This window comes from Sulfuricella sp., assembly GCF_035531155.1.
Classification (GTDB): domain Bacteria; phylum Pseudomonadota; class Gammaproteobacteria; order Burkholderiales; family Sulfuricellaceae; genus Sulfuricella.
The window spans coordinates 20,772-39,007 of the sequence record NZ_DATKTK010000043.1 but is presented as its reverse complement, the minus strand read 5'-3'; the positions used below and the strand labels follow the sequence as shown (position 1 = coordinate 39,007).

General features: G+C 57.7%; 21 protein-coding genes. 17 read left to right on the top strand and 4 right to left on the bottom strand.

Features of this window, described 5'->3' with window-relative positions; all coding sequences use genetic code 11:
- Positions 1-44: 44 nt before the first annotated feature.
- From dapA to VMV64_RS09180, 3 genes are read left to right on the top strand one after another with little or no spacing between them, the layout of a single operon-like run.
- Positions 45-932, top strand: a complete 888-nt coding sequence (dapA, locus tag VMV64_RS09190; protein ID WP_325329660.1) for a 4-hydroxy-tetrahydrodipicolinate synthase — start codon at positions 45-47, stop codon at positions 930-932.
- A 7-nt stretch (positions 933-939) separates the two neighbouring features.
- Positions 940-2,097 carry an outer membrane protein assembly factor BamC gene (gene bamC, locus VMV64_RS09185; RefSeq protein ID WP_325329659.1) on the top strand — a complete coding sequence of 386 codons (1,158 nt, stop codon included), beginning with the start codon at positions 940-942 and terminating at the stop codon, positions 2,095-2,097.
- Between the two features lie 17 nt (positions 2,098-2,114).
- A complete protein-coding gene (locus tag VMV64_RS09180) occupies positions 2,115-2,879 on the top strand; it encodes an MBL fold metallo-hydrolase (RefSeq protein WP_325329658.1) in 765 nt (254 codons plus the stop codon).
- Between the two features lie 71 nt (positions 2,880-2,950).
- On the opposite strand, the gene VMV64_RS09175 is transcribed toward VMV64_RS09180, so the two are convergent.
- Both VMV64_RS09175 and VMV64_RS09170 read right to left on the bottom strand, forming a co-directional pair.
- The gene (locus VMV64_RS09175) at positions 2,951-3,163 is read right to left on the bottom strand and encodes a hypothetical protein (protein ID WP_325329657.1); all 213 of its coding nucleotides are present in this window, start codon (positions 3,161-3,163) and stop codon (positions 2,951-2,953) included.
- Between the two features lie 254 nt (positions 3,164-3,417).
- A complete protein-coding gene (locus tag VMV64_RS09170; RefSeq protein WP_325329656.1) occupies positions 3,418-3,921 on the bottom strand; it encodes a hypothetical protein in 504 nt (167 codons plus the stop codon).
- A 259-nt stretch (positions 3,922-4,180) separates the two neighbouring features.
- Between VMV64_RS09170 and VMV64_RS09165 the strand changes: the two genes are divergently transcribed.
- Together VMV64_RS09165 and VMV64_RS09160 are read left to right on the top strand one after the other, a co-directional pair.
- The gene (locus VMV64_RS09165) at positions 4,181-4,645 is read left to right on the top strand and encodes a peroxiredoxin (RefSeq protein WP_325329655.1); all 465 of its coding nucleotides are present in this window, start codon (positions 4,181-4,183) and stop codon (positions 4,643-4,645) included.
- Between the two features lie 4 nt (positions 4,646-4,649).
- On the top strand, positions 4,650-5,132 hold the full coding sequence (locus tag VMV64_RS09160; protein ID WP_325329654.1) for a peptidylprolyl isomerase: 483 nt from the start codon (positions 4,650-4,652) through the stop codon (positions 5,130-5,132).
- A 78-nt stretch (positions 5,133-5,210) separates the two neighbouring features.
- On the opposite strand, the gene mutS is transcribed toward VMV64_RS09160, so the two are convergent.
- A complete protein-coding gene (mutS, locus tag VMV64_RS09155) occupies positions 5,211-7,772 on the bottom strand; it encodes a DNA mismatch repair protein MutS (RefSeq protein WP_325329653.1) in 2,562 nt (853 codons plus the stop codon).
- 11 nt (positions 7,773-7,783) lie between these two features.
- Positions 7,784-8,578 (bottom strand): inositol monophosphatase family protein, encoded by a 795-nt coding sequence (locus tag VMV64_RS09150; protein ID WP_325329652.1) that lies wholly within the window; start codon positions 8,576-8,578, stop codon positions 7,784-7,786.
- 70 nt (positions 8,579-8,648) lie between these two features.
- On the opposite strand from VMV64_RS09150, the gene trmJ reads away from it, so the two are divergent.
- The 12 genes from trmJ to flhB all read left to right on the top strand — a co-directional run bounded on the left by trmJ (position 8,649) and on the right by flhB (position 18,236).
- Positions 8,649-9,398 (top strand): tRNA (cytosine(32)/uridine(32)-2'-O)-methyltransferase TrmJ, encoded by a 750-nt coding sequence (gene trmJ, locus VMV64_RS09145; protein ID WP_325329651.1) that lies wholly within the window; start codon positions 8,649-8,651, stop codon positions 9,396-9,398.
- Between the two features lie 67 nt (positions 9,399-9,465).
- On the top strand, positions 9,466-10,218 hold the full coding sequence (gene cysE / locus VMV64_RS09140; protein WP_325329650.1) for a serine O-acetyltransferase: 753 nt from the start codon (positions 9,466-9,468) through the stop codon (positions 10,216-10,218).
- Positions 10,219-10,270: 52 nt separating this feature from the next.
- Positions 10,271-10,762: a Fe-S cluster assembly transcriptional regulator IscR gene (iscR, locus tag VMV64_RS09135; RefSeq protein ID WP_325329649.1), complete on the top strand. Its 492-nt coding sequence runs from the start codon at positions 10,271-10,273 to the stop codon at positions 10,760-10,762.
- A complete protein-coding gene (locus VMV64_RS09130; protein WP_325329648.1) occupies positions 10,743-11,891 on the top strand; it encodes a cysteine desulfurase family protein in 1,149 nt (382 codons plus the stop codon). The genes iscR and VMV64_RS09130 overlap by 20 nt, the downstream gene beginning before the upstream one ends.
- A 99-nt stretch (positions 11,892-11,990) precedes the next feature.
- Positions 11,991-13,202, top strand: coding sequence for an IscS subfamily cysteine desulfurase (locus VMV64_RS09125; RefSeq protein WP_325329647.1), 1,212 nt, complete (start codon positions 11,991-11,993; stop codon positions 13,200-13,202).
- A 15-nt stretch (positions 13,203-13,217) separates the two neighbouring features.
- Positions 13,218-13,643: a Fe-S cluster assembly scaffold IscU gene (gene iscU, locus VMV64_RS09120; RefSeq protein ID WP_325329646.1), complete on the top strand. Its 426-nt coding sequence runs from the start codon at positions 13,218-13,220 to the stop codon at positions 13,641-13,643.
- A gap of 11 nt (positions 13,644-13,654) precedes the next feature.
- Positions 13,655-13,978 (top strand): iron-sulfur cluster assembly protein IscA, encoded by a 324-nt coding sequence (iscA, locus tag VMV64_RS09115; protein WP_325329645.1) that lies wholly within the window; start codon positions 13,655-13,657, stop codon positions 13,976-13,978.
- 22 nt (positions 13,979-14,000) lie between these two features.
- Complete coding sequence (gene hscB / locus VMV64_RS09110; RefSeq protein WP_325329644.1) at positions 14,001-14,534, top strand: Fe-S protein assembly co-chaperone HscB; 534 nt, start codon at positions 14,001-14,003, stop codon at positions 14,532-14,534.
- Entirely contained in the window at positions 14,534-16,402 is a 1,869-nt protein-coding gene (gene hscA / locus VMV64_RS09105) for a Fe-S protein assembly chaperone HscA (protein WP_325329643.1), read from the top strand. Before hscB ends, hscA begins: the two co-directional genes overlap by 1 nt.
- Before the next feature lie 3 nt (positions 16,403-16,405).
- Positions 16,406-16,744: an ISC system 2Fe-2S type ferredoxin gene (gene fdx, locus VMV64_RS09100; RefSeq protein WP_325329642.1), complete on the top strand. Its 339-nt coding sequence runs from the start codon at positions 16,406-16,408 to the stop codon at positions 16,742-16,744.
- Positions 16,745-16,755: 11 nt separating this feature from the next.
- A complete protein-coding gene (gene iscX / locus VMV64_RS09095; RefSeq protein ID WP_325329641.1) occupies positions 16,756-16,950 on the top strand; it encodes a Fe-S cluster assembly protein IscX in 195 nt (64 codons plus the stop codon).
- 143 nt (positions 16,951-17,093) lie between these two features.
- A complete protein-coding gene (flhB, locus tag VMV64_RS09090) occupies positions 17,094-18,236 on the top strand; it encodes a flagellar biosynthesis protein FlhB (protein ID WP_325329640.1) in 1,143 nt (380 codons plus the stop codon).

Genomic DNA, 18,236 nt, shown 5'->3' with positions numbered 1-18,236 from the left:
AACTTATTCATTAACGAGCCCTAAACTTTTTGTGGAAAAATTTCATGCTTAAAGGCAGTCTGGTCGCGATCGTTACGCCGATGCACGATGATGGCAGTCTGGATCTGGATCGTTTGCGTGCGCTGGTGGATTTTCACTTGGCAGAAGGGACCGACGGCATCGTCGTCGTCGGCACCACGGGCGAATCCCCGACGGTGAATTTCGATGAGCATTGCCTGCTGATCCGCACCGTGGTGGATCAGGTGGCCGGTCACATTCCAGTGATTGCCGGAACCGGCGCCAACTCAACCAGCGAAGCGATCGAGCTGACAACCTGTGCCAAGGCGGCCGGCGCGGACTACAGTTTGTTGGTTACGCCGTACTATAACAAGCCCACTCAGGAAGGATTGTACCGTCACTTCAAGGCAATTGCCGAGGCGGTGGACATCCCGCAGATTCTTTATAACGTGCCGGGCCGCACCGCTTGCGACCTGCTGAACGACACAGTGTTGCGGTTGGCGCAGATTCCCAACATCGTCGGCATCAAGGATGCAACCGGCAATATCGAGCGCGGCAGCGACCTGTTGCTGCGCGCACCGCAGGATTTCGCCGTATACAGCGGTGACGATGGCAGCGGCTTGGCTTTGTTGCTGCTCGGCTGCCATGGCGTAATCTCAGTGACCAGCAACGTGGCGCCACGTTTGATGCATGAAATGTGTGAGGCGGCATTCAGGGGTGATCCGGCTGCGGCACGCGTCATCAATAACAAATTGTTGGGCTTGCACCAGAAGCTGTTTGTCGAAGCTAATCCGATTCCGGTTAAATGGGTGGTGGCGCAGATGGGATTGATTGGCGAGGGCATTCGCCTGCCGCTAACCCCGCTCTCCGCTATTCATCACGACGTTTTGAAACAGGCTATGCGCCAGGCCGGCGTGCTGCAATCAATTATTTAAGGTGACTATGAATAACAGGTTCTTATCTTCATTTGTGGTGATAACAGCGGTCGCGTTAATGGCGGGTTGCGGTTCGACGTCCTTGCTGGAAGGCAAGAAGATTGACTACAAGTCGGCAGGCAAGCTTCCTCCGCTGGAAATTCCTCCCGACCTGACTTCGCCGACGGCGGATAACCGTTTTGCCGTGCCTGATGTCAGCCCGCAGGGCAGTGCCACCTTGTCGGTGTACAACAAGGAAAGGGCGGGCCAGCCACAGACCGCAACGGCGACATCCAACCTATTGCCATCTCAGGACAAGGTCAGAGTGGAGCGTGCAGGCTCGCAGCGCTGGCTGGTGGTGAATGCCACACCGGAGCAGGTATGGCCGGTGGTCAAGGAGTTCTGGCAGGAAAATGGTTTCCTCATAAAATTGGAAGTGCCGGAATCCGGCGTGATGGAAACTGACTGGGCGGAAAACCGCGCCAAGATTCCCCAGGATGCGATTCGCAGCGTGTTGAGTAAAGTCATGGATGGACTTTATTCCACCGCCGAACGCGATAAATTCCGCACCCGACTGGAACGCGGTGCGGAGCAGGGTACCGCGGAAATCTATATCAGCCACCGCGGCATGTATGAAGTGATCGAAGGTGGCGATGGCGGTAACCGGACAGTGTGGCAGCCACGCCCGGCCGATCCGGAGCTCGAGGCCGACATGTTGCGTCGCTTGATGGTGCGCTTCGGAGTCGAGGAGGTGCGTTCCCAGTCCATGATGGTGGCGGATGGCAAGCGCGAGCGGGCCAAGGTGACGCGCACTCAGGAAGGTGCGGGCAGTCTCACGCTATACGACACATTTGATCGCGCTTGGCGTAGCGTCGGGCTGGCTCTTGACCGGGTTGGTTTTACCGTGGTAGACCGCGACCGCTCCAAGGGGCTATATTTCGTTCGCTATGTTGACCCCGATATTGACGGCAAGAAAGAAGAAAAAGGTTTTATGTCCAAGCTGGCCTTCTGGAAAGGCGATGGCAAAGACAAGGAAAAGGACAAGGACAAGCTGGAGCAGTACCGTATTCAGGTTATGGCCACGAGCGAGGGTAGTGCGGTCAATATTTTGAACAAGGACGGTGCGGTCGAAAACTCCGAGACTGCAACCAAAATTCTCAACTTGCTTTTAGAGCAATTGAAATAACCCAGCGAGGCGCGTCTATGCGTTTCGCTTCCCTGGGTAGTGGCAGCCGGGGCAATGCACTGGTGGTCGAGGTCAAGCAAACCCGCTTGCTTCTCGACTGCGGTTTCGGTATCCGGGAAATGGTTGCCCGGCTATCGCGCCTCGACTTGCAGCCGGAAGACCTTACCGGCATCCTCATCACTCACGAACATGGCGATCATATCGGCGGTGCGGTCAGATTTGCGCGCCGGTTTGAGTTGCCGGTGTGGCTGACCCACGGCACTTTCACAAACCATGCCCTTGCGCAAACGCTGCCCGATATTCGTTTGATTGATGGCCACAGTGCGTTTCAGGCGGACGAGATCGAGGTGCAGCCTTTCCCTGTTCCTCATGACGCTCGCGAGCCGGTACAGTATGCCTTTAGCAGCGGTAGCAGGAGATTGGGTGTGCTGACCGACACCGGCGGATCCACGCCACATATCGAAGCCATTTTGAGTGGCTGCGATGCTCTGGTGCTGGAATGCAATCATGATTCTGACATGCTGCGCGAAGGAACTTATCCGCCAATGCTGAAGCAACGGGTTGCGGGCCGTTTTGGCCATCTTGATAACGGCATGGCGGCCAGCTTGCTGGCGAGCTTGGACAGCAGCAAGCTACAGCACTTGATTGCGGCGCATCTTAGCGAAAAGAACAATACACCGGAGCTTGCCCGGGCTGCATTGAGTGGCGTTTTAAATTGTGAGCAGGAATGGATCGGGGTGGCGGATCAACTGGAGGGGTTTGGCTGGCGCCAGGTCTTTTAGTGAGATTTGGTGGGTTACAACAAAAAAACCGGCGCCGAAGCGCCGGTTTTTTTGTTTGCTGAATGCCTGAATTACTTCTTTTCAGGTTCGGCAGCCGGTGCAGCAGGAGCGGCAGGCGCAGCTTCAGGAGCAGGCGCAGCTTCAGGAGCAGGAGCGGCAGGAGCGGGAGCGGGAGCTTCGACTTTAGGGGCTTCAGCAGGAGCAGGAGCAGGAGCTTCTTCTTTTTTGCCGCAAGCGGTCAAGGTCAGGGCCAGCAGGGCGGCAAGCAGGATGGAATGTTTCATTTTATTTCCTTATAAAAACTTGGGTTTTAAGATTTGACTAAATGCTATTTATTTATACTATTTAAATACCATTGATGCAAATCGGCTTCCACATCAACGATGTCCAACCGACTGAGCGATTTTAGCAGGTTTATTAAATAATTCTAGTGTCTTATTATGTATTGTTGTTAATAATTAATTTTGCTGATTGTTTCCTGCCGATCCGTCACTCTTGCGAGACTTGCGCATGGCATCATCATGCCGATTGAATGAATTTATAATCCCAGTGTCGTTGCGGCAATTGCCAGCACCGATGCTGCCCAGATTTCCTCGAAACGCTTGATCAGCACGTGGCTACCTTCAATATCGTGGAGTGCGAGCAATGCGCGTGGATTGTCATAATGGAAGCGATGCAAGAAGCAGGCTTCGTCGGCAATGGCAAAGGGGTCGTAGATGCTTTTTGCTTGCGGAGTGGTTTCCTGGATCGTGATGGCGTGACTGAATTGCTTGAACAGGCTGAGTATGCGCGGGCAGAAGCGGGTCAGATAGTCGATGTCATGCAGCACAATTTCCAGCCGATTACTACGGCTTGCTAGCAGAAAAGTGCGTAGTAGCTCATAGCGGTGCAACGTGGTGTAACCGCCATCGTCCAGGTTGTAATCGAAAATTCGCAAGCGGTGCCGGGCGAGGCCGATCAGGACATCGAGCGCTTCCGTATAGTCTGCCGTGCTGTTTAATTGCCTATGCAGCAAAACGGGTTTTTCCGGGTTTTCTGCCATGGTATCCTCCCTAGCAGCCTGTCGGACTTAAAGGAAATCGGCTGCAAATCCGCCTGACCGGTCCATATTTCGCCGCTTTTTTGGTCAATAGAACGACTATTGACCTGCAAAACCAGCAAAATCTGTCCTCGCCCAGCCGAATTTTCGCTTCGATTCTTCAAGGCCGACAGGCTGCCAGTAATCTCGGTTTAATTATGGCATGTCTCTTCCCACCCGGGCGAAATCGTTTAAAATGTGGATGTGCTGTGAAGGAGTTCTTATGCTGCAAGTCGGACATCCTGCCCCCGGATTCAGCTTGCCTGATGCGGATATGGAAATGGTCAAACTCTCTGCGTACAAAGGCAAGAATGTCGTGCTGTACTTTTATCCGAAAGACGATACGCCGGGCTGTACCATCGAGGCCGTTGATTTCAGCGATCTGGACAATGAGTTTGCCCGACTGGACACTGTTGTGCTTGGTGTGAGCCGGGATGACTGTATCAGCCATGCTGCCTTTCGCGATAAACATGGCCTGTCGGTCCGTCTGCTGGCGGATGAGGAAGGTAAAGTGTGCGAGAAATATGGCGTGTGGCAGGAGAAGGAAAAAGACGGTGTGAAAAAAATGGGGATATTGCGTTCCACGTTCGTCATCGACAAGCATGGCATTCTCAAGCATGTGCTCTATGGTGTAAATCCGCGTGGTCACGCAGCCGAGGTAATCAATTTAATCAAAGTGATGGAGTAAGTTTATGCAGGTTTCAAAAAACTCGGTGGTGACTCTTAGTTTCGAATTGAGCGACAGCACCGGCAAGCTTCTGGAAAAAAGTGATCAACCTATCAGCTACCTGCATGGCGGCTATGACGGGATATTTCCTACCGTGGAGGAAGCGCTGGAAGGTGTCGCCGAGGGCGGCATCGTTGCAGTGACGCTGGATCCGGAAAACGCCTTTGGTGAATATGAGGACGAACTGGTGCGGGTCGAACCACGCGATGCTTTCCCGATGGACGGGATTGAGGTCGGCATGCAGTTTCAGGCCGGCGCAGAAGGTTCGGATGAAGATCTGGTCTTCACGGTGACGGAGATCACCACAGAAAGCGTGGTGATCGATGGAAACCATCCCCTGGCCGGGCAGACCCTGCTGTTCAAGGGCACCGTTGAGGGCGTCCGTCCCGCCACTGCTGAGGAACTCGCCCATGGCCATGGGCATGGCGAGCACGGCCACCACCATTGATGACTAATCGGTAAGGGGTAATGAGTGATGGGGTTCATTACACATCACCCATTACTCATTACTTGTTGCTTTCCTGGGTCAAAGCATCCTTTTTAGTTGGTAAACCAGTTCCAGCGCCGCTTTCGGGCTGAGCTCGTCGGGCTCAACCTCAAGCAGCGCTTCTTCCAGCGCCGAAGGCGCCGCAGCTTGCGGTGGATCGACGAACAAATCCCCCTGAATGCCGTTGCTGATGCCTTGCTGCTCCAGTTGCAGCAGGTGTCTTTTCGCCGCCTGGATCACCGGCGCGGGTACGCCTGCCAGCTGAGCCACCTGCAGGCCATAGCTCTGGCTTGCCGGGCCTTCCTGTACGCTGTGCAGGAACACGATGTGGTCGCGGTGTTCCAGTGCATCGAGGTGGACATTGGTGATCTGCCTGAACTCCTGGTTCAGCCGGGTCAACTCGAAATAATGGGTGGCGAACAGGGTGTGGCAGCGGGTCTTTTCGATCAGATGGCGGGCGATTGCCCAAGCCAGGGCGAGGCCGTCGAAGGTGGAAGTGCCACGCCCGATCTCGTCCAGCAGCACCAGGCTGTGTTCGGTGGCATTGTTCAGGATGTCGGCCGCTTCAGTCATTTCCACCATGAAGGTGGAACGGCCGCCGGCCAAGTCGTCGGAGGCGCCGATGCGGGTGAAGATCTGGTCAACAGGACCGATTTTTGCACTGGCTGCCGGTACGAAGCTGCCGCAGTGAGCGAGCAGAACGATCAGTGCGGTCTGGCGCATGTAGGTGGATTTTCCGCCCATGTTCGGGCCGGTAATCAGCAGCATCTGGCGGGTGCGGGAAAGCCGCGTGTCGTTGGCGATGAAATTGGCGGTTTGCGCTTCCACCACCGGATGTCGGCCGCCCGTGATTTCTATCATCGCGTCGTCGGTGAATTCAGGCGCGATCCAGCCCAGGGTTTCGGCCCGTTCGGCAAGCGCAGCCAGCACGTCGAGCTCAGCCACCGCGGCGGCGATCTCCTGAAGCGCCGGAATGTGCGGAGCCAGATTGTCCAGTAGCAACTCATACAGCATTTTCTCACGCGCCAGCGCCCGTTCCGAGGCAGACAGGGCCTTGTCCTCGAAAGTCTTCAGCTCCGGCGTGATAAAGCGTTCCGCGTTCTTCAGCGTCTGGCGCCGGCGGTAATTGTCCGGCACCGCATCGGCCTGACTGCGCGTGACCTCGATGTAAAAGCCGTGTACCCGGTTGTATTCGACCTTGAGATTACTGATGCCACTGCGTTCGCGCTCCCTGGTTTCGAGGGCCAGCAGGAACTCGCCGCAGTTGCTCTGGATCGCGCGCAGTTCGTCAAGTTCGGCATCGTAGCCGGTGGCGATAACGCCGCCTTCGCGTAACACCGCCGCCGGCTCGGGCTGGATCGCCCGGGTTAGCTCGGTGACCAGTGTTTCCGGCGCATGCAGCTTATTTGCCAGCTGCGTCAGGCGCGGGCTGTCGAGCAGTGCCGTTTCCCCGGCGATGTGCGGCAAGGCCAGCAGGCTGTTGCGCAGACCGGCAAGATCCCTGGGTCGCGCGGACCTGAGTGCGATGCGTGCGGTGATGCGCTCGATGTCGGCGATCTGCTTCAGGCCCTGGTGGGCGTGCGCGTAGGCGGGAGCGCCGGATTCGCCGATCAGCCGGGTGATGGCGTCGAGCCGGTCGTGCAGCTCGGCCCGGTCGCGCAGAGGATGGTGCAGCCAGTGGCGCAGCAGGCGACTGCCCATGCTGCCGGCGGTGGTGTCGAGCAGGGAATAGAGTGTCGGTGAGGGTTCGCCGCGCAGGGTTTCGGAAATTTCCAGATTGCGCCGGGCGGCGGCGTCGAGCAGTACGTAACCGCTCTCACGCTCGACCTGCAAGCTGCGGATGTGTGGCAGCGCACCGCACTGGGTGCTTTTCGCGTATTCCAGCAAGGCGCCCGCGGCCTCGATGGCGCAGTGCAGATCATGACAACCGAAGCCCTGCAGATCCAGGGTGGCGAATTGCCGGCATAGTCTTTGCAAAGCCGAATCGTAATCGAACTGCCATGGGGGCAGGGTTCTGCGGGTACATTTCAGGTTTTCCAGTGCGGCATTGGCGTAGCCTTCCGGGAGCAGAATTTCCGCCGGTTTGAGGCGCTCCAGGGTCGCATCGAGGCGGTCGGGCCGAATTTCTGCAACGCTGAAGCGCCCGCTGGCGAGGTTGAGCCAGGCCAGTCCCAGAACCTGGTTTCCTGGAACCAGCGCGAGCAGCAGTTTGTCCTGCTTTTCGTCGAGCAGCGCCGCGTCGGTCAAGGTGCCGGGCGTGATGATGCGCATCACCTTGCGCTCGACCGGGCCTTTGGAAGTGGCCGGGTCGCCGATCTGTTCGCAGATCGCTACCGTCATTCCGAGCTTGACCAGCTTGGCGAGATACTGCTCGGCGGCATGGTAGGGCACGCCCGCCATCTTGATCGGTTGTCCTGCTGTCGCGCCGCGGGTGGTGAGGGTGATATCCAGCAACTGCGCCGCCTTCTCCGCATCATCGAAAAACAGCTCGTAGAAGTCCCCCATGCGGTAGAACAACAGCATGTCGGGGTGTTCCGACTTGATGCGCAGATACTGCTGCATCATCGGGGTATGCCGGGACAGATCCTCCGGGGAGTTCATGGGGCGTGGCTTTATTTTGCCTTTGCCGCCAGATGGGGTGCGATGGTCTGGAGTAGTTGCACGAACACTTTAGGGTTGCCGGCAACGATGTTGCCGCTTTGCAGGTAGTCCGGCTCGCCCTGAAAATCTCCCACCAGTCCGCCCGCTTCCTGCACCATCAGCGCGCCGGCGGCGATATCCCAGGCTTTCAGGTCGAATTCCCAGAAGCCGTCGAAGCGACCGGCGGCAGTGTAGGCCAGGTCCAGTGCGGCCGAGCCGGGGCGGCGCAGGCCGGCGGTTTTCTGCATCAGCTCGCGGAAAATGCCCAGATAGGCGTCGAGATGGGTGAAATCGCGGAACGGGAAGCCGGTGCCGATCAGGGCATCCTTCAGGTATTCGCAGCGGCTGACACGGAGCCGGCGGTCATTGAGGAAGGCGCCGGCGCCGCGCGAGGCGGTGAACAGGTCATTGCGGCTGGGGTCGTAGATTACGGCGTGGGTCAGCACGCCCTTGTGCTGCATGGCGATTGACACGGCGTACTGCGGGAAGCCGTGGAGGAAGTTGGTGGTGCCGTCGAGTGGGTCGATGATCCACTGGAACTCCGAGTCGCCCTGTGCGCCGCTTTCTTCTGCTAAAATCGCGTGTTTCGGGTAGGCTTCCAGCAGGACTTCCTTGATGGCATCTTCCGCTTTTTGATCCACTTCGCTGACGAAATCATTAAAGCTCTTGTGTTTGATCGTGAGCGAATCCAGGTTTTGGGAGGCGCGGTTGATGATCTGACCGGCGCGGCGCGCGGCTTTGACCGCGGTGTTGAGCATGGGATGCATGGGTTATCCTGGGAAAGTTTAAGGAACAAAACGCTGAGCGCATCTCCGCTATTTTAAAGGGAAACTACGGATGAAGAAACCCAATGCTCTGAATAACATTCGCATTGTGCTCAGTCACACCAGCCACCCAGGCAATATCGGCGCTGCTGCGCGGGCGATGAAGACGATGGGATTGGAGCGCCTTTATCTGGTCAACCCCAAGGCTTTTCCTGATCCCGTCGCGGATGCGCGTGCCGCCGGGGCGGCGGACGTGCTGGAAAATGCGCAGGTTTGCGCCACCCTGGACGAGGCGCTGGCTGGCACGGTACTCGCCGTGGCGGTAACCGCCCGGCGGCGCGATCTTTCCCACGAAATGCTATCAGCGCATCAAGCGGCGTCCCAGATGATCGGGCTTGCTGCCCAAGGGGAAGTGGCGCTGCTGTTCGGCACCGAGATGTCGGGGCTATCCAACGCCGAACTGGACAAATGCCAACTGCTCGCCACCATCCCTGCCAATCCGGAGTTTACCTCGCTGAATCTGGCCTCTGCGGTGCAAATCCTGGCTTATGAGCTGCGCATGGCATTGCTGAATCTAGCTTCTCTTGGTGCGACTGAAACGCCTGCCGCAAAGGCGATGGAGGCCGCCAGTTTCGAAGATGTGGAGCGGTTCTATCAGCACCTGGAGCGGACCATGATAGACACCGGTTTTCTCGATCCAGCTTGCCCAGGGCGCTTGATGCAGCGGTTGAGAAGGCTGTTTGCACGGGCGCGCCCAGAGAAGGAAGAGGTCAGCATCCTGCGTGGGATTTTGACTTCGGTGGACAAATTCACAAATAAATGAAAAAACCCATAGTTGACTAATGGAGTCTGGAATATAATATTTTCCTTATATATTTCGGAATCCAGTGATGTTCGATCATTTGCGTGAAGACATATCGGTCGTGTTCGAGCGGGATCCGGCAGCTCGTTCTTCCTGGGAGGTGCTGACTACCTACCCGGGTCTGCATGCGTTGCTGGTGCACCGCCTGGCGCAACGTCTATGGTGCTGGAACCTGAAGTGGCTGGCGCGCTTTGTTTCGCACCTGGGGCGCTGGTTGACCGGCATCGAAATCCATCCTGGCGCGCAAATCGGACGGCGGGTGTTCATCGACCACGGCATGGGCGTGGTCATCGGCGAGACCGCCGAGATTGGTGATGATTCGACGCTTTATCATGGTGTTACGCTGGGCGGCACTTCATGGAACAAGGGCAAGCGTCATCCTACTCTTGGCAAGGGGGTGGTGGTTGGTGCCGGCGCCAAGATTCTTGGCCCGATTTTTATCGGCGATGGCGCCAAGGTAGGCTCCAATGCGGTGGTGGTGAAGGATGTCCCGGCGGGCGCTACGGCGGTGGGTATTCCGGCGCGAATTATCGACCCGACGCAGGCGGAAATGCGCGAAATCAAGGCTCAGAAGATGGGATTTTCCGCCTATGCCATTAGTGCCGACATGAATGACCCGGTCGTCAAGGCGATCCACGGTCTGCTTGACCACACCGTGGTGCTGGATCAGCGCATCGAACTGATCCTGGCTCAGTTGAAGAAGATGGGAGTCGAGATGGAGCCGCTGGCGCCGACCCAGGATCATTTCGATGCGAACTATTTGAATAAAATAGTTGACTAAAATAATAAGGTATTATAAAGTTGCAGCGTGACTTTCATGGGAAGGAATTAATATGCGACTGACAACTAAGGGACGTTTCGCGGTAACCGCAATGCTCGATCTGGCCTTACGTCGGGGTGGCGGACCGGTGACGCTGGCCGGGATCAGTGAGCGCCAGAAAATTTCCCTGTCTTACCTGGAACAGCTGTTTGGCAAGCTGCGTCGCCATGCTCTGGTGGAGAGCGTGCGCGGGCCCGGCGGCGGCTATTATCTGGCCAAGAGCCTTGATGATATCGCGGTCTCGGACATCATCAAGGCAGTAGATGAGCCGATTGATGCCACTCAGTGTGGCGGACTAGGCAACTGCCACGACGACCGCGAATGCATGACCCATGAATTGTGGACTAATCTGAGCGGTAAAATTTACGACTATCTGGCGTCAGTTACGTTGGCACATCTGGTGGCGCAGCAACGTGGGGTAGGCGTGGCAGAGATAAAAGACAATACCCAGTCTATGTCGAGACGTAGTGCCGGGACTAAAGCGGATGTTGCCAGCGTACTTTGACCACAACGCCACTACGCCGCTCGACGAGCGTGTGTTGCAGGCGATGCTGCCGTTTTTTCTGGAGCATTACGGTAATGCCTCCAGTCGCCACGAGTACGGGCGGGTAGCGCGCAAGGCGGTGGACGATGCTCGTGAGCAAGTGGCAGACATGGTCGGCGCGCATCCTTCGCAGGTGGTTTTCGTTAGCGGTGGCACCGAAGCTAACAACCTGCTGATTAAAGGTGCGGCGGCGCGGTGCCAGCCTTCACAGGTCGTGGTGAGCGCGGTGGAACACCCGAGCGTGACCAAGCCGGCGCAAGAATTGCGCGAGCAGGGCTGGAAGGTGAGAAGGTTGGCGGTTGACGTTGCTGGCCGGCTCGAAATGGATGATGTGGAAATTGCACTCCGTGAGTCAGTCACTGGACTAGTGTCGGTGATGCTGGCCAATAATGAAACCGGTGTGGTGCAGGATGTGGCGACGGTGGCGGAGCTGGCGCGCGGCGTGGGCGCAATGGCCCATACCGATGCAGTGCAGGCGCTGGGCAAGATGCCGGTCAATTTTGCTGCGTTGAACGTACATGCAATGACGATTTCCGCGCACAAAGTATACGGGCCCAAAGGTATTGGTGCACTGGTTCTGGACAAGCGCCTCGATATCAAGCCGCAAATCACCGGCGGCGAGCATGAGAAGGGTTTGCGCGCAGGCACCGAGAACGTGCCGGCGATCGTCGGTTTCGGTACAGCTTGTGCGCTAGCGACGAGCCGCCTGACCGAGCTTCCACCTAAGCTCCAGCAAATGCGGGAGCGGATGGACCAGGGTTTGCGGACAATGGGTGCGGTGCTGTTCGGCGATGGCGCCGAGCGTTTGGCCAATACCAGCTATTTTGCCATTCCGGGCATAGACGGCGAAACACTGGTGATGGCGCTGGACCGCGCCGGGTTTGCGGTGGCGAGCGGGTCAGCCTGCTCCAGCGGTGGCACTGACCCGAGCCCGGTATTGCTGGCCATGGGAGTCGAGCGTGAGCTGGCGCGGTGCGCAGTGCGCATCAGCTTGGGCAGGGATAATGAAATGAGTCAGATCGAGCGGTTCTTGCTGGCGCTGCAGGGCGAGATTCTCGGTCTGAAAAGGCTGGTGGCGGTTGCCCCATAAGGGGATCCGATCCGCTACGAACTAAAACTCGTGCGGAGCCGTATACGGTTTAAACCGGACGTGGCGAACAGAAAAACTTGGAAAGTGGAGAAGTGAAAAATGATTAAGCAACCAATTTATCTGGATTATTCCGCAACTACGCCGGTTGATCCGCGAGTGGCAGAAAAAATGATTCCTTACCTGACCGAAAAATTCGGCAACCCGGCGAGCCGCTCCCATGAATTTGGCTGGGAAGCGGAAAGAGCCGTTGAGGAGGCGCGCGAGCAGGTTGCCGCGCTGGTTGGTGCCGATCCCAAGGAAATCATCTGGACCTCGGGCGCAACCGAATCGAACAACCTTGCCATCAAGGGTGCCGCGCACTTTTACAAGGGAAAGGGTAAGCATCTGGTCACGGTGATGACCGAGCACAAGGCGGTGATCGATACCATGCGCCACCTCGAGAGCGAGGGCTACGAAGTTACCTATCTCATGCCGGAAACAAACGGCCTGGTGGATATGGAGAAATTCAAGGCTGTCCTGCGCCCTGACACCATTCTCGCCTCTGTCATGCTGGTCAACAACGAGATCGGGGTGATTCAGGATATCGCCGCGCTGGGCGAGGTTTGCCGTGCCAAGGGCGTGCTTTTCCATGTGGATGCCGCCCAAGCCACCGGCAAGGTGACGATAGATATGGCCAAACTTAAGGTCGATCTGATGTCCTTCTCCGCCCACAAGACCTATGGCCCGAAGGGCATCGGTGCGCTGTACGTGCAGAGGAAGCCGCGCGTACGGCTGGAAGCTCAAATGCACGGCGGCGGCCACGAACGCGGGCTGCGCTCCGGGACTTTGGCGACGCACCAGATCGTCGGCATGGGCGAGGCATTCCGCATCGCGCGTGAAGAAATGGCCACCGAGAACGAGCGCATTCGCTACCTGCGCGACCGGCTCTACAAAGGGCTGTCGCAAATCGAGGAAGCGCATGTCAATGGCGACATGGAACAACGGGTGCCGCATAACCTCAACATCAGCTTCAACTTTGTCGAGGGTGAATCGCTGATCATGGCGATCCGCGAACTCGCAGTTTCCAGCGGCTCTGCCTGTACTTCCGCGAGTCTGGAACCTTCTTATGTGCTGCGCGCCCTGGGCCGCAGCGACGAACTGGCGCACAGCTCGATCCGCTTCACCATCGGTCGTTTTACCACCGAAGAAGAGATCGACTTTGCGATTGATCTGGTGAAGGCGAAGATCGGCCGTTTGCGCGAAATGTCTCCACTGTGGGACATGTTCAAGGAAGGTGTCGATTTAAGTACCGTACAGTGGGCCGCGCATTAATTACAGGAGGTTAAAATGTCTTACAGCACAAAAGTATTGGATCACTATGAAAATCCCCGTAATGTCGGGACTTTCGGCAAGGACGACGAAGGTGTTGCCACCGGCATGGTTGGGGCGCCCGCCTGCGGCGACGTGATGAAGCTGCAGATCAAGGTGAACAAGGACGGGGTGATCGAGGACGCGAAGTTCAAAACCTATGGCTGCGGTTCGGCGATCGCATCGAGCTCGCTGGTGACCGAGTGGGTCAAGGGCAAGACCCTGGACGAGGCGCTCACCATCAAAAACACCCAGATTGCGGAAGAGCTGGCGTTGCCGCCGGTGAAGATTCACTGCTCAGTGCTGGCGGAAGACGCCATCAAGGCGGCTGTGGCCGATTACAAGGCCAAGCATGGCGAGCTGGTTGAAACCGCCGCCTGCAAAGGTTCGGATTGCACTGTTTAAGGAGATAGAGCATGGCAGTTACCCTGACTGAGAAGGCCGCCACCCATATCAAGAACTACATCGCAAAACGCGGCAAGGGAGTGGGTTTGCGTCTGGGCGTGCGCACCAGCGGTTGTTCCGGCATGGCCTATACGCTGGAATTCGCCGATGAATTCAACGACACCGACAACCAATTCGAAAGCTTCGGCGTGAAGGTTCTCGTTGATCCGAAGAGCCTAGTTTATCTTGAAGGCACCGAGCTGGATTTCGTGCGCGAAGGACTGAACGAGGGCTTCAAGTTCAACAACCCCAACGTCAAGAGCTCGTGCGGTTGCGGCGAGAGCGTCGGCTTCTAGACGGATGCATGAACGGCGCGCAATGAATTTTGATTTCAGCAAGAACCATTTCGAGCTGTTCGGTATTCCACCGCTCTACCAGATCGACCCGATCCAGCTGGAGCAGGCTTATCGCGACATCCAGAGCCAGATCCATCCTGACAAGTTCGCGCACCTTTCCGATGCCGAGCGCAGGTTGTCGATGCAATGGTCGACGCAGGCCAACGAGGCTTACCAGACACTCAGACAGCCTCTCGGCAGGGCGCGTTATTTGCTGCATTTGAACGGCGTCGAGCTCCACGAGGAAACCAATACGGCGATGTCGCCCGCCTTCCTGATGCAGCAGATGGAGTGGCGCGAGGCGATCGGCGAAGCCAGGGCGGCCAAGGATGCGCCCGAACTGGAGCATTTGAGCGGGCAGCTGCGCGCCGAGATTCAGGCGCAGCAGCACCAGCTGGCTGATTTGCTGGATAAGGAAAAGAATTACCCGAAGGCTGCGGAAATTGTACGCGAGCTTAAATTCATGGAAAAATTGCGCGAGGAAATCAACTACGCGCTGGAGGCTTTGGACGCATAATGGCTTTGTTGCAGATCGCAGAACCCGGTATGAGCACCGCGCCACACCAGCATCGGCTGGCGGTGGGGATAGACCTGGGCACGACCAATTCCCTGGTGGCAACGGTCAGGAGCGGTATGAGCGTTGTACTGCATGACGAGAATGGCCGTGGATTGTTGCCTTCGGTGGTGCGCTATCACGAGGACGGCAGTACCGATGTCGGCTATCCCGCGCAGGCGATGCAAAGCCGGGATCCCCACAACACCATTGTTTCGGTGAAACGCTTCATGGGCCGGGGGCTGCGCGACCTGCCCGATGCCGGCAGCATGCCTTATCAGTTCGTCGATGCGCCCGGCATGGTGCAGCTCAAGACCGTGGCCGGCGTAAAAAGCCCGGTCGAGGTGTCAGCCGAGATCCTCAAAGTGCTGCGCGATCGTGCCGAGAAGGCGCTGGGCGGAGATCTGGTGGGAGCGGTGATCACGGTGCCAGCCTATTTTGACGACGCCCAGCGCCAAGCCACCAAGGACGCGGCCCGGCTGGCCGGACTCAATGTGCTGCGCCTGCTCAACGAACCTACCGCGGCGGCGGTCGCCTACGGGCTGGATAATGCGGCTGAAGGTGTCTACGCCGTTTACGACCTGGGCGGCGGCACTTTCGATATTTCCATACTGCGTTTGTCCAAAGGCGTGTTCGAGGTGTTGGCGACCAACGGCGACTCCGCCCTGGGCGGCGACGATTTCGACCACCGCATCTATTGCTGGGTACTTGAGCAGGCTAAGTTGTCCGGCGTGAAGCCGCAGGATGCTCGCCTGCTCCTGACCCGCGCGCGCGAAGCCAAGGAAGACCTGACTCTCCGTCCTGAAGTGCGCATCACGGCGGTTCTTGGTACCGGTGAAATGGTGGATCTCACGCTCACCTCTGAAACTTTTATCGATATCACCAGCAGCCTGGTCAACAAGACGCTGGCACCCACTCGAAAAGCCCTGCGCGATGCCGGGTTGGAGCCTGAAGACGTAAAGGGAGTGGTAATGGTGGGCGGGGCGACGCGCATGCCCCAGATCCAGCGTGCGGTTGGGCAGTTTTTCCGTCAGGAGCCGCTCAACAATCTCGACCCGGACAAGGTGGTTGCGCTGGGAGCGGCGATCCAGGCCAATGTGCTGGCCGGTAACCGTTCCGACGACGACTGGCTGTTGCTCGATGTGATTCCACTTTCCCTGGGTCTGGAAACCATGGGCGGACTGGTGGAGAAGGTCATTCCTCGCAACTCCACCATCCCCGTGGCGCGCGCCCAGGAATTCACCACCTACAAGGACGGCCAGACCGCGATGAGCATCCACGTGGTGCAGGGCGAACGCGAACTGGTGAGCGACTGCCGCTCCCTGGCCAAATTCGAACTGCGCGGCATCCCGCCGATGGTGGCGGGCGGGGCGCGGATCCGTGTCACTTTTCAGGTGGATGCGGATGGTCTGCTCAGTGTGTCCGCGCGTGAAAAAAGCAGCGGGGTGGAGGCTTCAGTTGTGGTGAAGCCGTCCTACGGCCTCAGCGATGACGAAATTACCCGAATGCTGCTCACCTCTCAGGAAAATGCCAAGGCCGACATGGCTGCGCGCGCCTTGCGCGAGCAGCAGGTCGAGGCCGGGCGCCTGATTGAGGCGATCGAGGCGGCGCTCAACGAAAACGGCGACAGTCTGCTCAGCGCTGCGGAACGCGCCGAGATCGATGAAGGAATGGCGGCGCTGCACCGAGCCCTGGAAGGGGTCAACCATCAGCTAATCAAAGAGCAGGTCGAACGCCTGAACCATATTTCCGAGATGTTTGCCGGACGACGCATGGACCAGAGCGTGCAAAAGGCACTGACCGGCCATAAACTGGAAGAACTTGAGATTTAAACCATGCCCCAACTGATAGTTCTACCTAACGAGCAACTCTGCCCCGATGGCGCATTGATCGAGGCGAAGCCCGGTGTATCCATCTGCGATACCCTGCTTGAGCACGGCATCGAAATCGAGCATGCCTGCGAAAAAGCGTGCGCCTGCACAACCTGCCATGTGGTGGTGCGCGAAGGCTACGAATCGCTGGATCCCGCCGAGGAACTGGAAGAGGATATGCTGGACAAGGCCTGGGGGCTGGAGCCGGCCTCGCGCCTTTCCTGCCAGGCGATCGTCAAGGACCAGGATCTGGTGATTGAAATTCCGAAATACACCATCAATCTGGCCAGCGAGCAACACTGACGGAGGACATCATGAAGTGGACCGATACGCTGGATATTGCCATCGAGCTTTACGAAAAGTTTCCCGAAGTGGATCCCCGCTATGTCCGCTTTACCGATTTGCACCGTTGGGTTACCGAGTTGACCGATTTTGATGACGACCCGGACAAATCCAGCGAGAAAATTCTCGAAGCGATCCAGATGGCCTGGATAGACGAGACCGAATGACTCGCTTCCCTCGCATTATCTTGCCATTACTGGCAAGCTTCGCAATCCGATAAAAAACCTGCTCCCCTACTATATCTGGTGGAAATGATGTAAACTGCACACCAGATGTGCTACCTGCGCTGCCCTACAGCCGAGGGGGATAAATGGCGGAAGACAGCGATTTAGAACGAACAGAACCTGCGTCATCGCGACGCATAGAGCAGGCCCGCGAGAAGGGGCAAGTTGCCCGTTCCCGCGAACTATCGACATTCACCGTGTTGATCGCTGCCGGCGCTGGCTTAATGGTGATGGGTCCGCAACTGATGGACAGCCTGGCTGGGGTGATGCGTGGCGGCCTGATGCTGGACCGGGCGGCGGCATTCGACCCCCTGATGATGCTGGCCCGCATTCATCAACTGTCATTGAGCGCCCTCATTGCTTTTCTTCCTTTTATCCTGTTGATGGTTGTAGCCGCAATTTTTGCACCGATGGTGCTGAGCGGCTGGCTGTTTTCCTTCCAGGCATTGCAACCCGACTTCAGCCGCATCGATCCGCTTAAAGGCCTCGGCCGCCTGTTTTCCCGGAACAGCTTGGTCGAGCTGGTCAAGGCCCTGGGCAAGTCGGCACTGATTGGAGGCGTCGCCTACTGGGTAATCATGCATCATAAGGAAGCGATGTTTTCTCTGGCGGGTGAATCGGTCAATCAAAGCATTGCTCATTTGGGCAGCCTGCTTGGCGTGACCTTCCTGACTATCGTCAGTTCGATGATACTGATCGTGGCGATCGATGTGCCCTTCCAGTTGTGGGATCACTCCAGCAAGCTGAAGATGACCAAAGAGGAAGTGCGACAGGAGAACAAGGAGTCGGAAGGCTCGCCCGAAGTCAAGGCGCAAATTCGCCGGATGCAGCGCGAGATGGCGCGTCGTCGCATGATGGCGGAAGTACCCAAGGCCGACGTGATCGTCACCAACCCGACCCATTATGCCGTGGCGTTGCGCTACCAGGACAAGCTGATGGGTGCACCGGTCATCGTTGCCAAGGGTTCTGCGCTGATAGCGGCCCGCATCAGGGAGTTGGGCGAGGAGCATCATATCCCGATTCTGGAGGCGCCGCCTCTGGCCCGAGCCCTTTTCCGCCATGGCGAGCTGGGCGAGGAAATTCCGGCCGCGCTTTATACGGCGGTAGCCGAAGTGCTGGCCTATGTCTACCAGCTGCGCAGCTATGAGGTAGGTGGGGGTGTGCCGCCTCAGCCGCCACGGAGCCTGCCGGTGCCGCCGGGCTTGGACCCGGAAAGTGAAATCGCATGA